Origin of the sequence: Haloarchaeobius baliensis, assembly GCF_052060055.1 — an archaeon.
Classification (GTDB): domain Archaea; phylum Halobacteriota; class Halobacteria; order Halobacteriales; family Natrialbaceae; genus Haloarchaeobius; species Haloarchaeobius baliensis.
Window position 1 is genome coordinate 1,508,697 of record NZ_JBPPFR010000001.1, and the last position, 17,573, is coordinate 1,526,269.

Annotated in this window: 18 protein-coding genes; 8 read left to right on the top strand and 10 right to left on the bottom strand. The window is 68.9% G+C overall.

Going from position 1 to position 17,573, the window contains the following annotated elements; translation table 11 throughout:
* Window positions 1-11: 11 nt before the first annotated feature.
* From ACSG06_RS07660 to ACSG06_RS07675, 4 genes are all read right to left on the bottom strand, one after another.
* A complete protein-coding gene (locus ACSG06_RS07660; protein WP_440989673.1) occupies window positions 12-1,007 on the bottom strand; it encodes a transcription initiation factor IIB in 996 nt (331 codons plus the stop codon).
* Window positions 1,008-1,223: 216 nt separating this feature from the next.
* Window positions 1,224-3,302 (bottom strand): DUF7282 domain-containing protein, encoded by a 2,079-nt coding sequence (locus ACSG06_RS07665; RefSeq protein WP_440989674.1) that lies wholly within the window; start codon window positions 3,300-3,302, stop codon window positions 1,224-1,226.
* Between the two features lie 203 nt (window positions 3,303-3,505).
* Window positions 3,506-3,808 (bottom strand): DUF8036 family membrane protein, encoded by a 303-nt coding sequence (locus ACSG06_RS07670; RefSeq protein ID WP_440989675.1) that lies wholly within the window; start codon window positions 3,806-3,808, stop codon window positions 3,506-3,508.
* A gap of 61 nt (window positions 3,809-3,869) precedes the next feature.
* Complete coding sequence (locus tag ACSG06_RS07675; RefSeq protein WP_440989676.1) at window positions 3,870-4,145, bottom strand: ArsR/SmtB family transcription factor; 276 nt, start codon at window positions 4,143-4,145, stop codon at window positions 3,870-3,872.
* 144 nt (window positions 4,146-4,289) lie between these two features.
* Here ACSG06_RS07675 and ACSG06_RS07680 point away from each other — a divergent pair, with 144 nt between their 5' ends.
* Together ACSG06_RS07680 and ACSG06_RS07685 are read left to right on the top strand one after the other, a co-directional pair.
* Window positions 4,290-5,450 carry a trans-sulfuration enzyme family protein gene (locus ACSG06_RS07680; protein WP_440989677.1) on the top strand — a complete coding sequence of 387 codons (1,161 nt, stop codon included), beginning with the start codon at window positions 4,290-4,292 and terminating at the stop codon, window positions 5,448-5,450.
* Window positions 5,451-5,454: 4 nt separating this feature from the next.
* On the top strand, window positions 5,455-6,657 hold the full coding sequence (locus ACSG06_RS07685) for a M20 family metallopeptidase (RefSeq protein WP_440989678.1): 1,203 nt from the start codon (window positions 5,455-5,457) through the stop codon (window positions 6,655-6,657).
* An 18-nt stretch (window positions 6,658-6,675) separates the two neighbouring features.
* Here ACSG06_RS07685 and ACSG06_RS07690 read toward each other — a convergent pair whose 3' ends face one another.
* A complete protein-coding gene (locus tag ACSG06_RS07690) occupies window positions 6,676-6,960 on the bottom strand; it encodes a DUF357 domain-containing protein (protein WP_440989679.1) in 285 nt (94 codons plus the stop codon).
* A gap of 1 nt (window position 6,961) precedes the next feature.
* On the bottom strand, window positions 6,962-7,309 hold the full coding sequence (locus ACSG06_RS07695) for a winged helix-turn-helix transcriptional regulator (RefSeq protein WP_440989680.1): 348 nt from the start codon (window positions 7,307-7,309) through the stop codon (window positions 6,962-6,964).
* Between the two features lie 136 nt (window positions 7,310-7,445).
* Between ACSG06_RS07695 and ACSG06_RS07700 the strand changes: the two genes are divergently transcribed.
* A complete protein-coding gene (locus ACSG06_RS07700) occupies window positions 7,446-7,898 on the top strand; it encodes a DoxX family protein (RefSeq protein WP_440989681.1) in 453 nt (150 codons plus the stop codon).
* A 26-nt stretch (window positions 7,899-7,924) separates the two neighbouring features.
* Here ACSG06_RS07700 and ACSG06_RS07705 read toward each other — a convergent pair whose 3' ends face one another.
* Window positions 7,925-8,356 (bottom strand): SRPBCC family protein, encoded by a 432-nt coding sequence (locus ACSG06_RS07705; RefSeq protein WP_440989682.1) that lies wholly within the window; start codon window positions 8,354-8,356, stop codon window positions 7,925-7,927.
* Window positions 8,357-8,486: 130 nt separating this feature from the next.
* On the opposite strand from ACSG06_RS07705, the gene ACSG06_RS07710 reads away from it, so the two are divergent.
* The 3 genes from ACSG06_RS07710 to ACSG06_RS07720 are packed head-to-tail and all read left to right on the top strand — an operon-like array spanning window position 8,487 to window position 12,422.
* Window positions 8,487-9,407: an ABC transporter ATP-binding protein gene (locus tag ACSG06_RS07710; protein WP_440989683.1), complete on the top strand. Its 921-nt coding sequence runs from the start codon at window positions 8,487-8,489 to the stop codon at window positions 9,405-9,407.
* 56 nt (window positions 9,408-9,463) lie between these two features.
* The gene (locus tag ACSG06_RS07715; protein ID WP_440990300.1) at window positions 9,464-11,305 is read left to right on the top strand and encodes an ABC transporter permease family protein; all 1,842 of its coding nucleotides are present in this window, start codon (window positions 9,464-9,466) and stop codon (window positions 11,303-11,305) included.
* Window positions 11,295-12,422, top strand: coding sequence for an ABC transporter permease (locus ACSG06_RS07720; RefSeq protein ID WP_440989684.1), 1,128 nt, complete (start codon window positions 11,295-11,297; stop codon window positions 12,420-12,422). The genes ACSG06_RS07715 and ACSG06_RS07720 overlap by 11 nt, the downstream gene beginning before the upstream one ends.
* On the opposite strand, the gene ACSG06_RS07725 is transcribed toward ACSG06_RS07720, so the two are convergent.
* Window positions 12,419-12,892, bottom strand: coding sequence for a PKD domain-containing protein (locus ACSG06_RS07725; protein WP_440989685.1), 474 nt, complete (start codon window positions 12,890-12,892; stop codon window positions 12,419-12,421). The genes ACSG06_RS07720 and ACSG06_RS07725 overlap by 4 nt on opposite strands.
* Before the next feature lie 73 nt (window positions 12,893-12,965).
* Here ACSG06_RS07725 and ACSG06_RS07730 point away from each other — a divergent pair, with 73 nt between their 5' ends.
* Both ACSG06_RS07730 and ACSG06_RS07735 read left to right on the top strand, forming a co-directional pair.
* Complete coding sequence (locus tag ACSG06_RS07730; RefSeq protein WP_440989686.1) at window positions 12,966-13,940, top strand: aldo/keto reductase; 975 nt, start codon at window positions 12,966-12,968, stop codon at window positions 13,938-13,940.
* A 49-nt stretch (window positions 13,941-13,989) separates the two neighbouring features.
* Complete coding sequence (locus tag ACSG06_RS07735) at window positions 13,990-14,355, top strand: hypothetical protein (protein WP_440989687.1); 366 nt, start codon at window positions 13,990-13,992, stop codon at window positions 14,353-14,355.
* Window positions 14,356-14,367: 12 nt separating this feature from the next.
* Here ACSG06_RS07735 and ACSG06_RS07740 read toward each other — a convergent pair whose 3' ends face one another.
* Together ACSG06_RS07740 and ACSG06_RS07745 are read right to left on the bottom strand one after the other, a co-directional pair.
* Window positions 14,368-14,871, bottom strand: a complete 504-nt coding sequence (locus ACSG06_RS07740; RefSeq protein WP_440989688.1) for a macro domain-containing protein — start codon at window positions 14,869-14,871, stop codon at window positions 14,368-14,370.
* 487 nt (window positions 14,872-15,358) lie between these two features.
* Window positions 15,359-17,548 (bottom strand): S9 family peptidase, encoded by a 2,190-nt coding sequence (locus ACSG06_RS07745; RefSeq protein ID WP_440989689.1) that lies wholly within the window; start codon window positions 17,546-17,548, stop codon window positions 15,359-15,361.
* Window positions 17,549-17,573: the final 25 nt, after the last annotated feature.

The window sequence follows — 17,573 nt, forward strand, 5'->3', positions numbered from 1 at the left end:
GGGTCGTCGTCTCAGGCGGCGGTGAAGCCGGTGTCGGACGCCTCGAGCAGCTCCTTGTAGCGGTTCCGGATGGTGACCTCGGAGATGTTGGCGACGTCGCTGACCTCGCTCTGGGTGACCTTCTCGTTGGTCAGCAGGGCGGCCGCGTAGATGGCCGCCGCGGCGAGGCCGACCGGCGACTTGCCCGAGAGGAGCCCCTCGTCGCGGGCGTTGTCGAGCAGCTGTCGTGCCCGGCGCTCGGCCTCGTCGCTGAGGCCGAGGTCGCTGGCGAACCGCGGCACGAACTTCTCGGGGTCGGCGGGCTGGATCTCCAGCTTCAGCTCGCGCACCACGTACCGGTACGTGCGGGTCAGCTCCATCTTGTCGACGCGGCTGACGACCGCCATCTCGTCGAGGCTGCGCGGGGTGCCGGCCTGTCGGGCGGCGGCGTACAGCGCGGCGGTGGCGACGCCCTCGATGGAGCGTCCCGGCAGCAGGTCCTCGCTGAGCGCGCGGCGGTAGATGACCGACGCGGTCTCGCGGACGTTCTTCGGGAGGCCGAGCGCGCTGGCCATGCGGTCGATCTCGCCGAGGGCCTGCTTGAGGTTGCGCTCCTTCGAGTCGCGGGTGCGGAACCGCTCGTTCCAGGTGCGGAGCCGCTGCATCTTCTTGCGCTGTCGGCTGGAGAGCGAGCGCCCGTAGGCGTCCTTGTCCTGCCAGCCGATGTTCGTCGACAGCCCGTCGTCGTGCATCATCTTCGTCGTCGGTGCACCGACGCGGGACTTCGAGTCCCGCTCGCCGGCGTCGAAGGCGCGCCACTCCGGCCCGCGGTCGATGTTCTGGTCGTCGACGACGAGGCCGCAGTCGGTGCAGACGGTCTCGCCGTGCTCGGCGTCGAACCGGACGTCACCGCCGCACTCGGGGCAGGTCGTCTCGGCTTCGCTGGTCTCCTCTCGTGTTCGCTCGTCCGTGCTGGACTCCGTCGTTCGTACCTCGTCTGTGAAACGAGTGGTTACTGAATCGCTCATGATGATCTCCTGAAGCTCGCCTCCGTTCGGGCCAGAAAGAAAGGGCGCCCTCCCCGGAGTACTCTTCACCCATAGTTAGCGCGACAAGTATATAAACCTTTCTCCCACTTTATAAACTAGCCGCCGGAGAGTACATTCTGAAGCCGCTTTCCGGTGAAAGCTTTAAATACCACTGTGGCACTGGTTCACGTGGAAATATAAAAGGGTTCGCCTTCCTCAGCGGCCGGTGCGCCGGCGCGCGAGGCCGGCGGCCGCGACGAGCGCGACGAGCGCCACGGCGATGCCGAAGCCGGGCGAGCCGCCGTCGTCGGACTCGTCCCCGCCGTCCATCCCGCCGTCGTCCATCGCGGTCGTCTCCTCCATCATCGTCGTGCCGTCGTCCATCTCGGTCGTCTCCATGGACTCGTCGTCGCTGTCGGTCTCGGTGCCATCGTCCATGCTCCCGGTGACCGTCGCGCTGGCCGTGTCGACCACCGCACCGCTGGTGGAGACGTACGGGCCGTCGGCGGCACCCTCGGACTCCTCGAAGGTGTACTCCATGTCACCGTCGCTGTCGTAGTGGGCCATGGGGACCAGCGTCGTATCCTCCTCGAGCGGCTCGTCGAGCGTGATCTCGACGTTCTCGTGCGTGCCCGGGCCGAGATACTCCGAGGTGCCGCGGATGCTCTCGAAGACGGCGCCCTCCGTGACCGTCGCGTCGTGGACCGTCACGAAGCCGCCGTTCTGGAGCGTGACGGAGTCGACGACGACCGTCTGGCCGTCGGTCTCCTGGTCGCTCATGCTGACGAACGCGCCGACCTGCACGCGGGCGGTGTCGACCACCGCGCCGCCGTCGTAGGTGTACGGGCCGTCCGCCTCGCCCTCGCTCTCGGCGAAGGTGTACGTCTCGTCACCGTCAGAGTCCATGTGCGCCATGGGGACCAGCGTCTGCGTCGAGCGGATCGGCCGGTCGAGCGTGACCGTCACCTGCTCGTGGTGACCGGCTTCGAGGTACTCAGAGGTGCCGACGACGCTCTCGAACACCGCCCCCGCGAACAGCGAGCTGTCGTGGATGGTCACGAAGCCGCCCTCTGCGAGGTCGACGTCCTCGACGACGACCGTGCGGCCGTCGGAGGTCTGGTCGGCCATGGAGACGCTGGCACTCAGCGTGACCATCCCGGTGTCGACGACGGCACCACCGTCGGCCGTGTACGGGCCGTCAGCGCCGCCCTCGGACTCCTCGAACGTGTACTCCATGTCACCGTCGGTGTCCTTGTGTGCCATCGGGACGAGGGTCGTGCCCTCGGTGACCGGCTCCTCGAGGATGATCTCGACGTCCTCGTGCGTGCCCGGTGCGAGGTACGCGGACGTCCCGCGGATGCTCTCGAAGACGGCGCCCTCGGTCACGGTCGCGTCGTGGACCGTCACGAAACCGCCCTCGGGCAGGAACACCTCGTCGACGACGACGCGCTCGCCGCCGGTGGACTGGTTCGCGAAGCTCAGGCTCGCTTCGGTGCCGATGGTGACCGCTGCCGTGTCGACGACGGCGCTCCCGTTGGCGGTGTAGGGGCCGTCTGCCGCGCCCTCGGACGTGTCGAAGGTGTACGTCTCGTCACCGTCGCTGTCAACGTGGGCCATCGGGACCAGCGTCGTGTCCTCGGTCAGGGGGTCGTCCAGCGTGATGCGGACGTTCTCGTGGACGCCTGCCTCGAGGTACTCGCTGGTGCCGCGGATGCTGTCGAAGACTGCTCCCTCCGTAACCGTCGCGTCGTGGATGGTGACGAAGCCACCCTCGCTCAGCTCGACCCGGTCGACGACGACCGTGTCGTTCGCGACGACGCCGTCGTCCATCGAGACCGTCGCGGAGACGGTTATCTCGGCCGTGTCGACGACGGCGCTCCCGTCGGCCGTGTACGGACCGTCGACCTCGCCGTTCGAGGCGACGAAGGAGTAGGTCCGGTCGCCGTCGGTGTCACGGTGCGCCATCGCGACCAGCGTCGCGTCCTCGCTCACCGGGTCGTCGAGCGTGACGGTCACGTTCTCGTGCGTGCCGGCTTCGAGGTACTGGGACGTGCCCAGCACGCTGCCGAACACGTTCCCCTCGGTGACGCTGGCGTCGTGGATGGTCACGAAGCCACCCTCGGCCAGCGTCACCTCGTCGACGGTCACCGTCGTGCCGCCGCTCGTCTGTGCTTCGAACGTCACCGAGGCGTGGTTCGACTCGGCCGTCGTGTCGGTACCTGCCGCCGCCACACCTGCGACCGCGCTGGTGCAGAGTGCGACGACGACGAGCAGTACTGTCAATCTGTCCCGCATACCCAGACCGTCGGCAAGGTATTAAAAAGGAATTTTCCGAACTGCGGCCCGCCTCTCACCCAATTTCGTTCCAGATGTCGCCGCAGTATCGTGGTTTCACGCCTCGAGAGCGTCACCAGCTTGCGCTCTCCCTTCAACAACACGCCGATATAAACGAGTCTGGTACGCAACCGGTCGTCTCAGCCCGACGAGAACCGAGGGGTTCAGTCCCAGCTGACCCAGACGAGGAAGGCGAGGCCGAACGTCTGGAGCCCGAGGATTATCATCTGAGCCTGCCAGACCGGGGATATCTGGTCGTGCCACCAGCCCGACAGCGTCGGGTCGACGAGGTAGTAGTAGAGCACGAGCGCGTTCTCCAGCAGCAGGAACACGGAGAATATGAGCAGTCCGAGCGTGTGCTTCGAGCGGAACGTGAGCCAGTTGCGACCCCAGATGTAGCCGAGGACCAGCAACAACGACACGTTGGCGACGGTCGACACCTTCGCCAGGTCCACCCAGATGCTCATCTGTCTCCTCCTTTGGCGAGTCGCATGAAATACTCTTTCCCAATTTCGGCCATAGTAGTGCTCAGTCCACCTGTTCGATGATCTGCTCGACCGTGTCCCAGTGGTCCCGCGCCTGTTCCGTCGGGAGGTAGACGGCCCCGTAGTCGTCGCCGCTGTTCTCCACGATGTCGTTCTCCATCAGCACGTCGAGGTGGTGTCTGACCGTCTTGTAGTCCAGATCCAGCTCCTCGGCGAGCTTGTTCGCGTTGCGCGGCCGTTCGTCGATGGCACGGAGGATGCGGACCCGGTTCTCACCACCGCGGGTCCCGGTCATCACGTACCAGAGAACGGCCTCCATCAGTACGACCCGACTCGGGCACCCCTTGTAATTCCATCGCCAACGGGCAGGGGTCCCCCACGATGCAGACGGCGACCGTCCCCCGACATCGGCAGGCCCTGCTTCGGGGAACACGTATAAATCAGAAACCGTCGTGGGTGGCGTATGGACGAGCGTCACTTCGAGACACGGGAAGTGCACTCACACGCCAGGAACGACCAGTACGGCGCGATGATGCCGCCGATCTACGCGAACGCGACCTACGAGTACGCGTCGCCGACCGAGCAGCGGAGCGAGCACCGCTACTCGCGGATGTCGGAGCCGACCCGCGACGCGCTGGAGCAGTCGTTCGCCATGCTGGAGGGCGGCAGCCACGCCTACGCCTTCGCGACCGGGATGGCCGCCATCGACGCGGTGTTCGCCTCGACGCTCTCGCCGGGCGACCACGTCGTCGCGGCGAAGAACCTCTACGCGGAGACGCACGACCTGCTCGCCGACGTCTACGCCGAGTACGGCATCGAGACGACCCACGTGCCGGTGAACGACGCCGACGCCATCGCCGATGCCATCGGGCCGGACACCGAGCTGGTCTACTTCGAGACGCCGACGAACCCAGTGCTCAGGGTCGGTGACATCGAGGCAGCCGCCGAGGCCGCCCACGAGCACGACGCGCTGCTCGCCAACGACAACACGTTCGCGTCGCCGTACCTCCAGCGGCCGCTCGAGCTCGGCGCCGACATCGTCGTCGAGTCGCTGACGAAGTACCAGGGCGGGCACTCCGACGTGCTGGCCGGGGCGGTGGCGACGAACGACCCAGCGGTGGCCGAGGACATCGAGTACACCCAGTACACCCGCGGTGCCATCCTCGGGCCCTTCGACTCCTTCCTGGTGCTCCGCGGGATGAAGACGCTCTCCGCGCGGATGGACCGCCACTGCGTGAACGCCCGCGCAGTCGCCGAGTTCCTCGACGAACAGCCCGGGGTCGACCCGGTGTACTACCCCGGTCTCGAATCCCATCCGAACCACGAGGTGGCGGCCCGGCAGATGGCCGACTTCGGCGGGATGGTCGCGTTCGAACTCGACGGCGACCGCGACACCGTCGCGGAGTTCGCCGCCGGGCTGGAGGTGTTCGCGCTCGCGGAGAGTCTCGGCGGCGTCGAGAGCCTCGTCGAGGTGCCCGCGCTGATGACCCACCAGGACCTCTCCACCGAGGAACTCGCCGAGGCCGGCATCGACGAGGGGCTCGTCCGCCTGAGCGTCGGGATCGAGCACCACGAGGACCTGCTGGCCGACCTCGAACAGGCGCTCGACGCGGCGCTCGAGTAGAGCCATGCCGGGGATCTCCGACGACGGCCCGGCTCCCGACGGCACGTACCCGACCGACGTGGTCGAGCTGGCGGCGCGGCTCGTCAGCATCGCCTCGGAGAACCCGCCGGGGAACGAGCGCCCCTGCGCCGAGTACGTCGTCGACTGGTTCACCGAGCACGGCGTCGACGCCGACCTGGTCCCGACGCCCGGGACCGACCGCCCGAACGCGGTGGCGACCGTCGGTTCGGGCGACCCGACGCTCGTGCTGAACGGCCACACCGACGTCGTCCCGGCGGACGACCCCGACGACTGGTCGCACGACCCGTTCGGCGGCGAGGTCGACGACGGTCGGCTCTGGGGTCGCGGTAGCGCCGACATGAAGACCGGCCTCGCGCTGGCGATGGTGACCGCCCGGAACCGCGCCGACGAGCTGGCCGAGGGCGAGGACCGCCCCGGGACGCTCGTCGTCCACGCCGCCGCTGGCGAGGAGACCGGCCTTCCCGGAACGCGGACCCTCGTCGACGAGGGGTACGGCGGCGACTACGCGGTCGTCCTCGAACCGACCGAGTTCCGCGTCGCCACGAGCGCGAAGGGGGTCGTCACCTACCGGGTCGTGGTCCACGGCGAGTCGACCCACGCCAGCAACCCCGACGAGGGCACGAACGCCATCGACGTGGCTCGCACCCTGATGGACCGCATCGACGAGTACGACGCTCGACTCCGGGAACGGAGCGACCCGCTCGTCGGGAGGGCGTACGCGAACGTCACCGCGTTCGAGGCCGGCACCGGCTCGAACATGGCCGTCGTCCCCGCCCGTGCGGAGTTCCTGCTCGACCGGCGCATCCTCCCAGACGAGTCCATCGAGGACGTGGACCGGGAGGTCGACGACCTGCTCGCCGCCGCCGAGCGCGAGGACGGCGTCGTCGCCGAGCGGGAGACGGTCCAGCACTACGCCTCGGCCGGGATCGAGCCGGACCACCCGCTCGCGGCACTCGTCCGTGACCACACCGGCGACCTCGCGCCGGACGAGCCGTGGGGCATGGCGGCCGCGACGGACGCCCGGGAGTTCGTCGCCGACGGGGTTCCGGCGGTCGTCTGGGGCCCGGGGTCACTCTCCGAGGCCCACACCGTCGACGAGTCGATGCCGGTCGCCGATGCGGAGCGGGCGCTGCCGCTGCTCGAGGGGATCGTCGACGACGTGCTCGCCGGGGAACTGGACGGCTGAGGAGGAGACGACCGGTGCTCAGACTGTGAACAGGTGCCCCTCGCGCGGTACGTCGAACAGGCCGACCCGGGCACCGGCATCCAGCCACGCATGGCCGTAGGAGAACGCCGCCAGGGCGTTCACGAGGTCGTCGTTCGCCCGGAAGTGCTCGCCGTCGTCGAGGTAGGACGCGGCCATCTCCAGACAGTCGAGCGCGGCCTCGCCCATGGGCGTGTCCTCGGGTGCCGAGACCGTCACCTCCTCCAGCGCCTCCGCGAGCAGGTCGTGGTACCGGTCGGTCTTCTCCTGGAGGTCCGCCGCCATCTCAGAGCCAGTCCGTCGCCCAGCTCTCAATCTCGTCGAAGACGGGACAGAGCGACTCGCCCTTGTCCGTGAGACTGTAGTAGGAGGCGATGGGCGCGTCGGCCTCGACCCGGCGCTCGACGAAGCCGAGTTCCGCGAGGTCGTCGAGCACGCGCGAGAGGGTGCGCGAGCTCGCACCGGTCGAGCGCTTCAGCTCGTTGAACCGCTTCTCCTCGCCGCGCAGGTCGTGCAGGACGACGAGGCGCCACTGCGAGCCGATCTGCTCCAGGGATTCGACGACGGGACAGGCACCGGCGTTCTTCTCGGCGGTGCCGTCCGTCTCCGCGGATTCGAGTGTTTCCGATGACATCGGTGTTATCTGGTTGCTGTATTGTCGCCTGAAGTATATATAGGTTCGGAATCGAACCAGGTAACGTAATGCAACCAGATTGCAGAACGAGACTCGTATCGATCCGGCCGACCCAGAACCGCACGGAGGCGACCCGATGACGCTCGCCATCACCGGCGAGGTGGCCGCCGTCTTCCTCGTCGCGCGGGTGCTCGTCGGGGGCGTCGTCGCGTTCATGGGCGTCAATCACTTCCTGAACGCCGAGGACATGGCCGGCTACGCCGGGATGAAGGGCGTCCCCGCACCGGGGCTCATGGTACCGTTCACGGGTGGCATGCTCCTGTTCGGCGGCCTCTCCATCGCCCTCGGCTTCTACCCGGTCCTCGGGGCGGGTGCCATCGCCGTCTTCCTCGTCGTCACGACGCCACTGATGCACGACTTCTGGCGGATGGACGACCCCGAACAGCAGCAGACCGAGATGACCGCGTTCCTGAAGAACGTCGTCATGCTGGGCACCGCACTCGGCTTCCTCGTGCTCGCCAGCACGACGTGGGAGTACAGCATCGCGACCGGCGAGATCGCCGCCGCACTGGCCGCACCGCTGTTCTGAGCGGCGCCCGGACCCCGGACACCACGTCAGAGTCCGCGTTCGTCGGCGAGCAGGATCGCCTCGATCTTCTTCAGCGCGCGCCGACACACCGGGACGTAGCCCGCCGCGAGCGGGGGTATCTCGAAGACGACCCGACAGCGCTCCTCGGCGACCGGCTCGACGCGGTGGCCCGTCGCGGGAATCCGCGCGACGTCCCACGTCCAGCGGCCGTCCCCACAGGACGTTATCTCGTAGGGGACCCAGACCGCTCCGAGGACGTTCACGCTGCCGTGGCTCCCCTCGGCGATGAACCTGGTCGGCGCGTCCACGTCGTGGACGGTCGGACCCCACTCCGACCAGCGCCACGTATCGGTCAGCAGCTCCCACGCCCGGCGGTGGTCGACGCCGACCTCGCGGGCGACCTCGACGCGCCGGCCGTCGGGGGTCGACCCCAGTGTGACGGTCGTTCCTGCTGGCACGGCTCCCACTGGGGTTCGTGTGCCGATAAGCGTGCCGTCGAGGTCGACGTCGGCGGGCGTTCGTGTCAACAGAACCGATAGACGGGGCCGGTATCTTCAAATCTCACGGGTCCTTGGCAGGTGACAACGGATGATAACGGTCGAGGACCTCCGCAAAGAGTACGACGGGTTCGTCGCGGTCGACGGCAGCACGTTCTCCGTGGGGCGTGGCGAGGTCTTCGGCGTGGTCGGGCCGAACGGCGCCGGCAAGACGACGACGCTCAAGACGCTCGCGGGCCTCATCGAACCGACGAGCGGGACGGTCTCGGTCGCCGGGCTGGCGGCCGACGACCCGGAGATGCGCCGCAACCTCGGTTTCCTCCCCGAGGAGTCGCCGCTGTACGAGGAGATGACCGCGAACTCCTACCTCGAGTTCTTCGCGGACCTCTACGACGTGCCGGGTGACGTGGCCACAGAGCGCATCACCGAGGCGCTCGACCGACTGGACCTCGAGCACAGGGACCGCCGCATCGGTGACATGTCCAAGGGGATGAAGCGGAAGGTCGCCATCGCGCGGTCGCTCGTCAACGACCCCGACGTGCTCATCTACGACGAGCCGGCGTCGGGGCTGGACCCGCTCACGACCAACTACATCATCGAGTTCACCGAACAGCTCGCCGAGCAGGGCAAGACCATCGTCTTCTCGGCGCACAACCTCTACCACGTCGAGAGCATCTGCGACCGGGTCATCGTGATGAACCACGGCGAGATCATCGCCCGCGGCACGCTGGCGGAGATCCGCCGCGAGCACGGCTCGACGTCGTACCACGTCTACACCGACGTCGCACTGGACGGCTCCGAGCCGGCGGGCGAGGACCGCTACGAGTCGGTCGTCGGCGACATGGACGCCGTCGAGGCGCTCCGGTCGCAGGCGACCGCGCGCGGTGGCTCCGTCGTCGACATCCAGACCCGCGACCCGAGCCTCGAGGACATCTTCCTCGACATCGCCGGCGAGACGCCGGAGCAGGCGAGCGAGGGCGAACGAGACCGGACCGTGGAGGCGGAGACGTGACGCGAGGCCCCCGCCTCACCTCAGTCACGTCACGTCTCCGTTCGCTCCCGTCCCGAATCCGCGAGAGCTGGCCGCCGCTGTCCCCGCGCAAGACGCTCCGCATCGCCCGCTGGGAGGTCGAGAAGAGTGCGGGCACCGTCGACAGGGGGACCGCTGCCGTCGCCATCCTCCTGCTCGTCATCGGCGGTCTCGCGGCACCGGTCGTCGTCGCGCAGGGCCCCGGCCTCGACGACGGCATCTACCGGGTCGGCGTCGAACCCGGCGAACCGTACTACGACGTCGTCCAGGAGAGCTCGCAGTTCGCGGCCAGACCGGACCACGCCTCCGCCGCCGCGCTGAACAACGGCGAGATAGACCTGCTCGTGACCGAACGGGGGCCACCCATCCCGCGTTCGACGCGGAAGGGACAGGCCGCCTACGCGGAGTTCCGGTCCGCGGTCGTCGAGTTCAACGACGGCCAGATGCGCCAGGACGACAACCAGAGCGCCGCGTTCCCCGTCGTCGTCGACGTCACCTACGAGTCCCGAAGCGGGTCGGCGTTCGCCCCGGACGGTGGAACTGACACCGCCGACGGCGGGACGGGGACCGACGGCTCCGACGGCGGCGCCAGCGGCACCGACGGGACCGACGACGACGGTGCCGGTACCGGTGGAACCAGCACGGACGACGGCGCGGGTTCAGACTCGGGCGGCGACGACATCCCCGCGCCGAACCTCGGCGGCGGCTTCGGGAGCGGTACCAGCTCGGGCGACCCCAGCAGCATCAGCCCGCCGTTCCCGTTCAGCTCGCTCGTGCTCGCGTTCCTGTTCATCGTCCCGATGAACTTCGTCATCCAGGCCTACGGCAGCACCATCATCAACGAGCGCATCAACCGCCGCGGCGAACTCCTGCTCGTCGCGCCCGTCTCCCGGCGGGACATCATCGCCGGGAAGACGCTGCCGTACTTCCTCGGGCTGGTCGCCGTCACGGTCGGTATCGCGTGGGCCATCGGCGGCGGCGTGGCGTCCGTCGGTGCCGTCATTCCCATCGCGCTACTCTTCCTCTCCTCGACGTTCGTCGGGGGGATGTTCGCGCGGTCGTTCAAGGAGCTCACCTTCGTCACCATCGCGGTGTCGGTGTTCCTCACGTCGTACGTGTTCGTGCCGGCCATCTTCACCGACGTGACGCCCATCGCGCTCATCTCGCCGCTGACCGTCGTCGTGATGGACCTGCAGGGGCAGTCGGTCTCCCTCGGCGAGTTCGCGTTCGCCACGGTGCCGTTCCTGCTCACGTCGCTCGTGCTGTTCACGCTCGGAGCGGGCACCTACCGCGAGGAGGACATGTTCAGCCAGCGCGCGGTGCACCAGAAGGCGCTGGACGCCATCGCGACGCGGGTCCGGAGCGTCCGGTCGGTGTTCCTCGTGACGATGCTGCTCCTCCCGTTCGTCTTCCTCGCGGAGCTGCTGGCGATCGCGCTGGTGTTCATCCTCCCGCGCTCCATCTCGGTCCCCGCGCTGTTCCTCACGGTCGCGGTCATCGAGGAGATCGCCAAGAGCATCCACGTCTACGCCGGCTTCGAGTACGCACGGTTCGAGCGCTCGAAGAAGGCGGCGGTCGTCCTCGGCGTCGCGAGCGGCGTCGGGTTCTTCCTCGCGGAGAAGCTGACGCTCCTCGTCCAGCTCGTCCAGCTCCAGACGCTGCCCGAGGGACAGAGCGCGTTCCCCGACGCGGCGGTCGGCGGTGTCGACCCGTTGCTCGCGCTCGGGCTGCTGACGCTGCCGCTCCTGCTGCACACGGTGACCGCGACCATCTCGGCGCTCGGCGCACAGCGCTCGCGGCGCGCCTACCTCGGCGCGTTCTGCGTCGCCGTCGTCGTCCACCTGCTGTACAATCTGGGGGTGTCCGGCCTTGTCGCGTGACGGGCCGCCGACCCACCACGTCCGCGACGACGACGAACCGGCGGTCGGGCGGGGCCGACGTGCCGCGATGCGCGCCCGGCTCGCCATCGCGAAGCGCGAGGTCGCGTCGCTGCGTTCGGAGAAGACCATCGTGCTCGCGCTGCTCATCCAGCTGTTCGTGGCCTCGTTCTCCTCGTTCCTCGTCGTCGGGCTCGTCTCGCTGTACGACCCGGGGAGCGTCGACGGCTACACCCTCCAGATGGCCGTCAGCGGCAACGCCTCCGACGAGGTCATCGAGGTTGTCGGGAACGACGACAGCATCGAGGTCGTCCGGTACCGGACGCCGGCCGACGCCCGCGAGGGGTTCCGGAACCGGCGCGTCGACGCGATGATGGTGGCGACCCACACCGGCAACGGCACGGTGGCGGTCAGTGCCACGGTCCCGGACGAGAACCTGCGGACGACGGTCATCATCGTCCAGGTGCGCGAGACACTGCAGGCGATGGAGGAGAACCTCCGCCAGGAGTACCGACACAGCCTCGACCGCGAGGTGCTCGACGTCCCGCCCAAGCAGGGCTCCAGCCCGTACTTCGGGTTCACCTACACCGTGCTGGTGCCGCTGCTGATGTTCCTGCCCGTGTTCATCTCGGGCTCCATCGCGGTGGACTCGCTCACCGAGGAGAGCCAGCGCGGCACGCTCGAACTGCTCAGGGTCGCGCCCGTCACGCTCGGTGACATCGTCGACGCGAAGCTGCTCGCGACGGCGACGCTCGCACCCGTGCAGGCGGCGCTCTGGCTCGGACTGCTCTGGTTCAACGGCACCGGCATCTCGAACCCGCTCGTGCTCGTCGGGCTGGTCGGCGCACTCGCGGTGCTCGTCGTCTCGGTCGGCATCGGCATCGCGCTCGCGGCCGCCGACCGGCGGCAGGCGCAGTTCCTCTACTCGACGGGCGTGCTCGGGGCCATCACGGTCGCCGGGCTGCTGCCGGAGCACCCGGCGAACACGGTCGCCCGGCTGGCCATCGGGAGCCCCGGCGAGTGGACGTGGGCGTTCGTCGTGGTGTACGCCTGTCTCGGGGGCATCGCGTACCTCGCGACCCGGCTCGCAGTCCAGTTCATGGACCCCGAGGGGCTCTAGATGGTCTGGTAGAACCAGGGCAGCACCCTGAAGTAGAGCAGGACGACGAACCCCATGAAGACGACCGAGATCCCGAGCATCCCGAGCACCGGGAGGGCCTGTGAGTCCCCTGTTCCGGACGTGTACCGGTAGACCTCGTAGTCGAGCGTCCGCGTCGTCGTGCCGGTATCGTCGGCGACCATCACCGTGACCGTCACGTTGCCCTCCCGCTGGAACCGGTAGCTCGCCTGTCGCGTGTCCGCGGTCGAGCCGTCGGGGAACTCCCACTCGACCGAGACGTCACCGGTCGCGTCGCTCACGCGCACCTCGAACGTCGACGTGGCGTTGAAGACGGCGCGGTCGGGCGCCTCGACGGTCACGTTCGGACCGCCCGTGTCGGCCTCCTGGGTGGGTGTTGCTGCGACGGGGACGCTGGCGGTACAGAGGACGAGACAGCACAGCGCGAGGAGGGTGTTGCGGCTCGCCGACATGTCCGGACGTGCTCGGAGCCCGAAAATAAGCGTTCCGCTCACGTTTTTGCCCCCTCGGTCCGTGGTCCCGTCCATGGAGTACACGACTCTCGGCGACACCGGACTGGAGGTCAGTCGCATCTGCCTGGGCTGTATGAGCTTCGGCGACCCCGACTGGCGCGGCTGGGTCCTCGACGAGGACGAGGGGAAGGAGCTGGTCGACCGCGCGCTCGACCTCGGTATCAACTTCTTCGACACCGCGAACATGTACTCGCAGGGCGAGTCCGAGCGCATCCTCGGCGAGGCGCTCGAAGGCCAGCGCGACGAGGCCGTCGTCGCCACGAAGGGGTACTTCCAGATGGACGAGCACGACCCGAACTCGGGCGGGCTCTCCCGGAAGGCCATCGAGCAGGAGCTCCAGAACAGCCTCGACCGGCTCGGGATGGACACCGTCGACCTCTACCAGATCCACCGCTGGGACGACGACACCCCCATCGAGACGACGCTCCGCGCCCTCGATGATGCCGTCCGCCGCGGCCAGGTCCGGTACGTCGGTGGCTCGTCGATGTGGGCCCACCAGTTCGCCGAGTCGCTCTACACGAGCGACGCGCTCGGCCTCGAACGGTTCGTGACCATGCAGAACCACTACAATCTGCTCTACCGCGAGGAGGAGCGCGAGATGCTCCCGCTCTGTGCGAAGGAGAACGTCGGCGTCATCCCGTGGTCGCCGCTGGCCCGGGGCTACCTCGCCCGGCCGCACGAGGAGTACGACGCGACGGCCCGGGGTGCGCGCGACGAGCACGCTCGCGGCCACCCCTACTTCGAGGGCGGCGGCCGGGAGATCAACGAGCGCGTACAGGAGCTCGCGGCCGAGCACGGCGTGACGATGGCCCAGATCGCCCTCGCGTGGCTGTTCTCGAAGGACGTCGTCGACGCGCCAATCGTCGGCACCACCAGCATCGAGCACCTGGAACAGGCCGTCGAGGCCCTGGACATCGACCTCAGTCACAGCGACGTGGCGTGGCTGGAGGAGCCGTACGAGCCCGTTCGCGTCTCCGGGCACGAGTGAACGGGCACGGACTCACGGTGCGGGACCGACCACGAGGTACTTGAGGCCGGTGAGCCAACGACTGCACGACATGGCCGACCGCCAACTCGCGGACACCCTCGCCGACAATCCGGTCGCAATCCTGGCGTTCCTCTGCTGGGCGGTCTCGGTGGCCGTCGCGGTCCAGCTCGGCGACCCGGTGCTCGTCGCCAGCGGCTACCTGTTCCTGCCGGCCATCCTCGTCGGCTGGGGCGGCACCATCCTCGCGTCGGCCGACGGATTCTCGCTCGGTGCCATCGGTGGCACCCTGCTCCTGCTGGGCGGCCTCGGGGAGTACGCGCTCTACTTCGGGCTGGGGCCGGCCGTGGAGCCGTTCGCCGTCACGGTCATCTGGCTCCTCGGACTCGTCGCCGTCGTCGCCGACCGGCGGGAGTAGTGCCACCCCCGGTCAGTCCAACGCCGCTGCCACCGTCCGGATGGTCTCGAACTCCTCGTCGCTGTAGGCGATGAACCGGACGTCCGAGAGCGTGGTCGGCTCCCACGCCGCCAGCTCCTCGCAGATGATGCGCGCGCCGTCTTCGAGGTCGAACCCGGCCACGCCACAGCCGAGGGCCGGTATCACGAGCGACTCGCAGCCCCGCTCCTCGGCGGCCGCGAGCGCGTTCCGGGTCGCGTCGCGGATGCTCTCCTCTGTCGCCTTGCCGTCGCCGTAGTGCGGCATCGCGGCGGCGTGGACGACGTACTCCGCGTCGAGGTCGAACGCGTCCGTCACCGCGACCGCGCCGAGGTCGACCGGCCCCTTCGCCATCGCGGCCTCGTCGATCTCCTCGCCCGCACCGCGTCGGAGTGCGCCGGCGACGCCCGAGCCCATCCGCAGGCTCGTGCCGGCGGCGTTGACGAGTGCGTCGGCGGACTGTGCGGCGATGTCGCCCTGGACGACGGTGAACTGCATCGTTGGTTGGCGTGTCCGGTTGCTGGATACCTCAAAATGGGGGCCAGAGTGAGTCGGTTGTCGGAACTGCTTTGACCGCAAACAGCCAGAAAGCCCCGGCCGTCTCGAATCGGGAGGCTCGCTGCGGTCCTCGTTCCTGCGGTCCTTGCGTCGCCTGCCGTCGTCGAGACGCTCGCCCCTTTCAGTCCCACCCACCGCAACCGCACCGCACCTCACACCTCCCCAGCCTCCTGCGTCCCCAGAAATCGAAGATTTCTGGTGTGCTCACGAGACGCGAGCGTCTCGTGACCGGTGCTCGCTGGCGCTGCGCTCCTCGTCCACTGCGAGAGCAAGCTCTCGCAAGCCTTCGGTCGCAAGCTCCCGAAGACCTCGCGCGGATGGCTCGCGGTCTCGCTGACGCTCGACACGCTCGCCAGCCGCGCGCCGGTGGTGGAAAGTTTACGATAATTGTAAACCCAGAGAGGGTCCGCGGGACGCGGGTGGAAACTCACCCGCCGTCGTCGTCCTCTTCTTCTCGCCCGTGCGGGTCGTACTCCTCCCGCGAAACGTCGTCCGTCGCGGGGTCGAACCGGTCGAACCAGCCGAGCAGCTCCTCCAGCCGGTGGATGGCGCGGTCGGGGGTGGAGATGTTGTGGTTCTCGTCGTAGATGACGAGTCGCGACGCCAGCCCCTGCTTGCGGAGGGAGACGTAGAACTGCTCGGCCTGTTCGGGCGGGCAGCGTCGGTCGTTCGCGCCGGCGGTGAGCAGCGTCGGGGTGTCCACCTGCCCGACGTCCGGGAGGCTGGAGATGTCGTCGTAGGTGTCGCCGTCCTCCCACGGCAGGCCGAACTCCTGGCCCCACCAGACGTGCGAGTCGTCGGTGCCGAAGGCCGAGCGGGCGTCGTAGATGCCGTGCTCGGCAGCGGCGGCGGCGAACCGGTCCGTGTGGGTGACCAGATAGGCGGTGTTGATGCCACCCTGCGAGAAGCCGGTTGGGAACAGCCGGTTGGGGTCGGCCCAACCGCGGTCGACGAGCTCGTCGGTGACGGCGAGCAGGTCGTCGACCTCGACGGAGTTCCACCGGCCACGCAGCGCGCCGGAGAACTCCCTGCCGTAGGAGGTCGAGCCGCGGTAGTTCACCCGGCAGACGACGTAGCCCCGGGACGTGAAGGCGGCGTCGGCGAACTGGAACCAGGGCTGGTCGTAGAACGCCGGCCCGCCGTGGATGGCGAGGACGGTCGGGCGCGGGTCGGGGTCCTCCGGGTCGAAGTCGGCCGGGTGGAACGTCCACGCGTCGACGGCCACGCCGTCGTGCTCGACGGTGAGCTTCCGACAGCCCGGCTGTTCGTACCGGTCCAGCAGGTCGTCGTTGAGCGCGGTGAGGCGGGTCCGTTCGACGGTCTCGTCGGCGGCCAGCGCGTCGACGTCGAGGCCGTAGAGGTCGACGCCTTCCCCCGGAGAGGAGACCACCGCCGCAGCGCTCCCGCCGGCTGCGTCGAACGTCATGACCGACTCGGTGTCGCGCTGCTCGTCGTAGCGCCGGGTCGCGCCGTTCCCGTCCGCGTCGAAGCGCGCGAATCGCGTCCGGCCCTCGTCGCCGACGAGCGCCAGGAGGTCGCCGTCGACCCAGCACGGGCCGCCGAAGTACCAGAGCGTGCGGTCGAGGTCGGCCGCCACCGACCCGTACTCCCCGGACTCCCGGTCGAGCACGAAGGGTTCGACGGGCTCGTACACGTCGTCGGCCCGGCTGGCGGCGAAGGCGAGCCGGTCGCCCGAATCGTTCCAGGCGGCCCGGCCGGCGCTCAGGCTGCCGTCGGTGTGGACGACGTGGTCGGTGCCGTCGGGCGCGACGCTATGGAGGTCGCGGGCGTTGCTGTCGTCAGCATCGTCGCGCCGGTTCGCGAAGAACGCGATGCGTTCGCCGTCGGGGCTCCACGCAGGGCCGAGTCCCTCTGCCGCCGCCGCCGTCCCGGTGGCGGTGTCGTCGAGTCGCTCCTGCTGGCGCGTCTCGACGTCGACCACGAACAGGTACGTCCGCACCTCGTCGAGGAAGCCCTGCCCCTCGTGGACGTGCTGGAGGCGCTCGGTCTCGGTCTTCACCGGTCCGTCCTCGCGTGCCTGGGCGTCTGCCTCCTCCCGCTCGGTCGGGTCCCGGGCGGAGACGACGATCCGGTCGCCGTCCGGCCCCCAGTCGAAGTCGGCGACGCCCTCCTCGAACGACGTGACCTGTCTCGCGTCGCCGCCACGTGCGAGGTCGAACAGCCAGACCTGGGGCTTCGGTTCGTCGCCGCTGGCCCCGCCTGCCCCACCTTCATCGTCGTCGTCTTCGCCGGCCGCGTCCGCTGCCTCGTCGGTGTCGTCGTCTGCCTCCTCGTCTGACTTCTCGTCGGCCTCGTCGGTCGCCGTGGACTCCTCGCCGGCGACAGTCAGGCCGAGGTCCTCCTCGCGGCCGGCCACGAACGCGAGCCGGTCGCCGTCGGGACTCCACTTCGCCGGCCCGGCGTCGGAGGCGCGGTTCAGTCGATGTGGCTCCCGGCTGCCGTCGGTCGGTACGACGAAGAGCGAGCCGTGTGGGTCGTCCTCGTCGGCGTCGAACTCGGTGACGGTGTAGGCGACGCGGTCACCGTCCGGCGAGACGGCGGGCTGGAACCCGGGGATGTCGAGATCGTAGTAGGCGTCGAGTGAGAGACCGTCCATGTCGGGCACTCTCCCGGCGACGTGA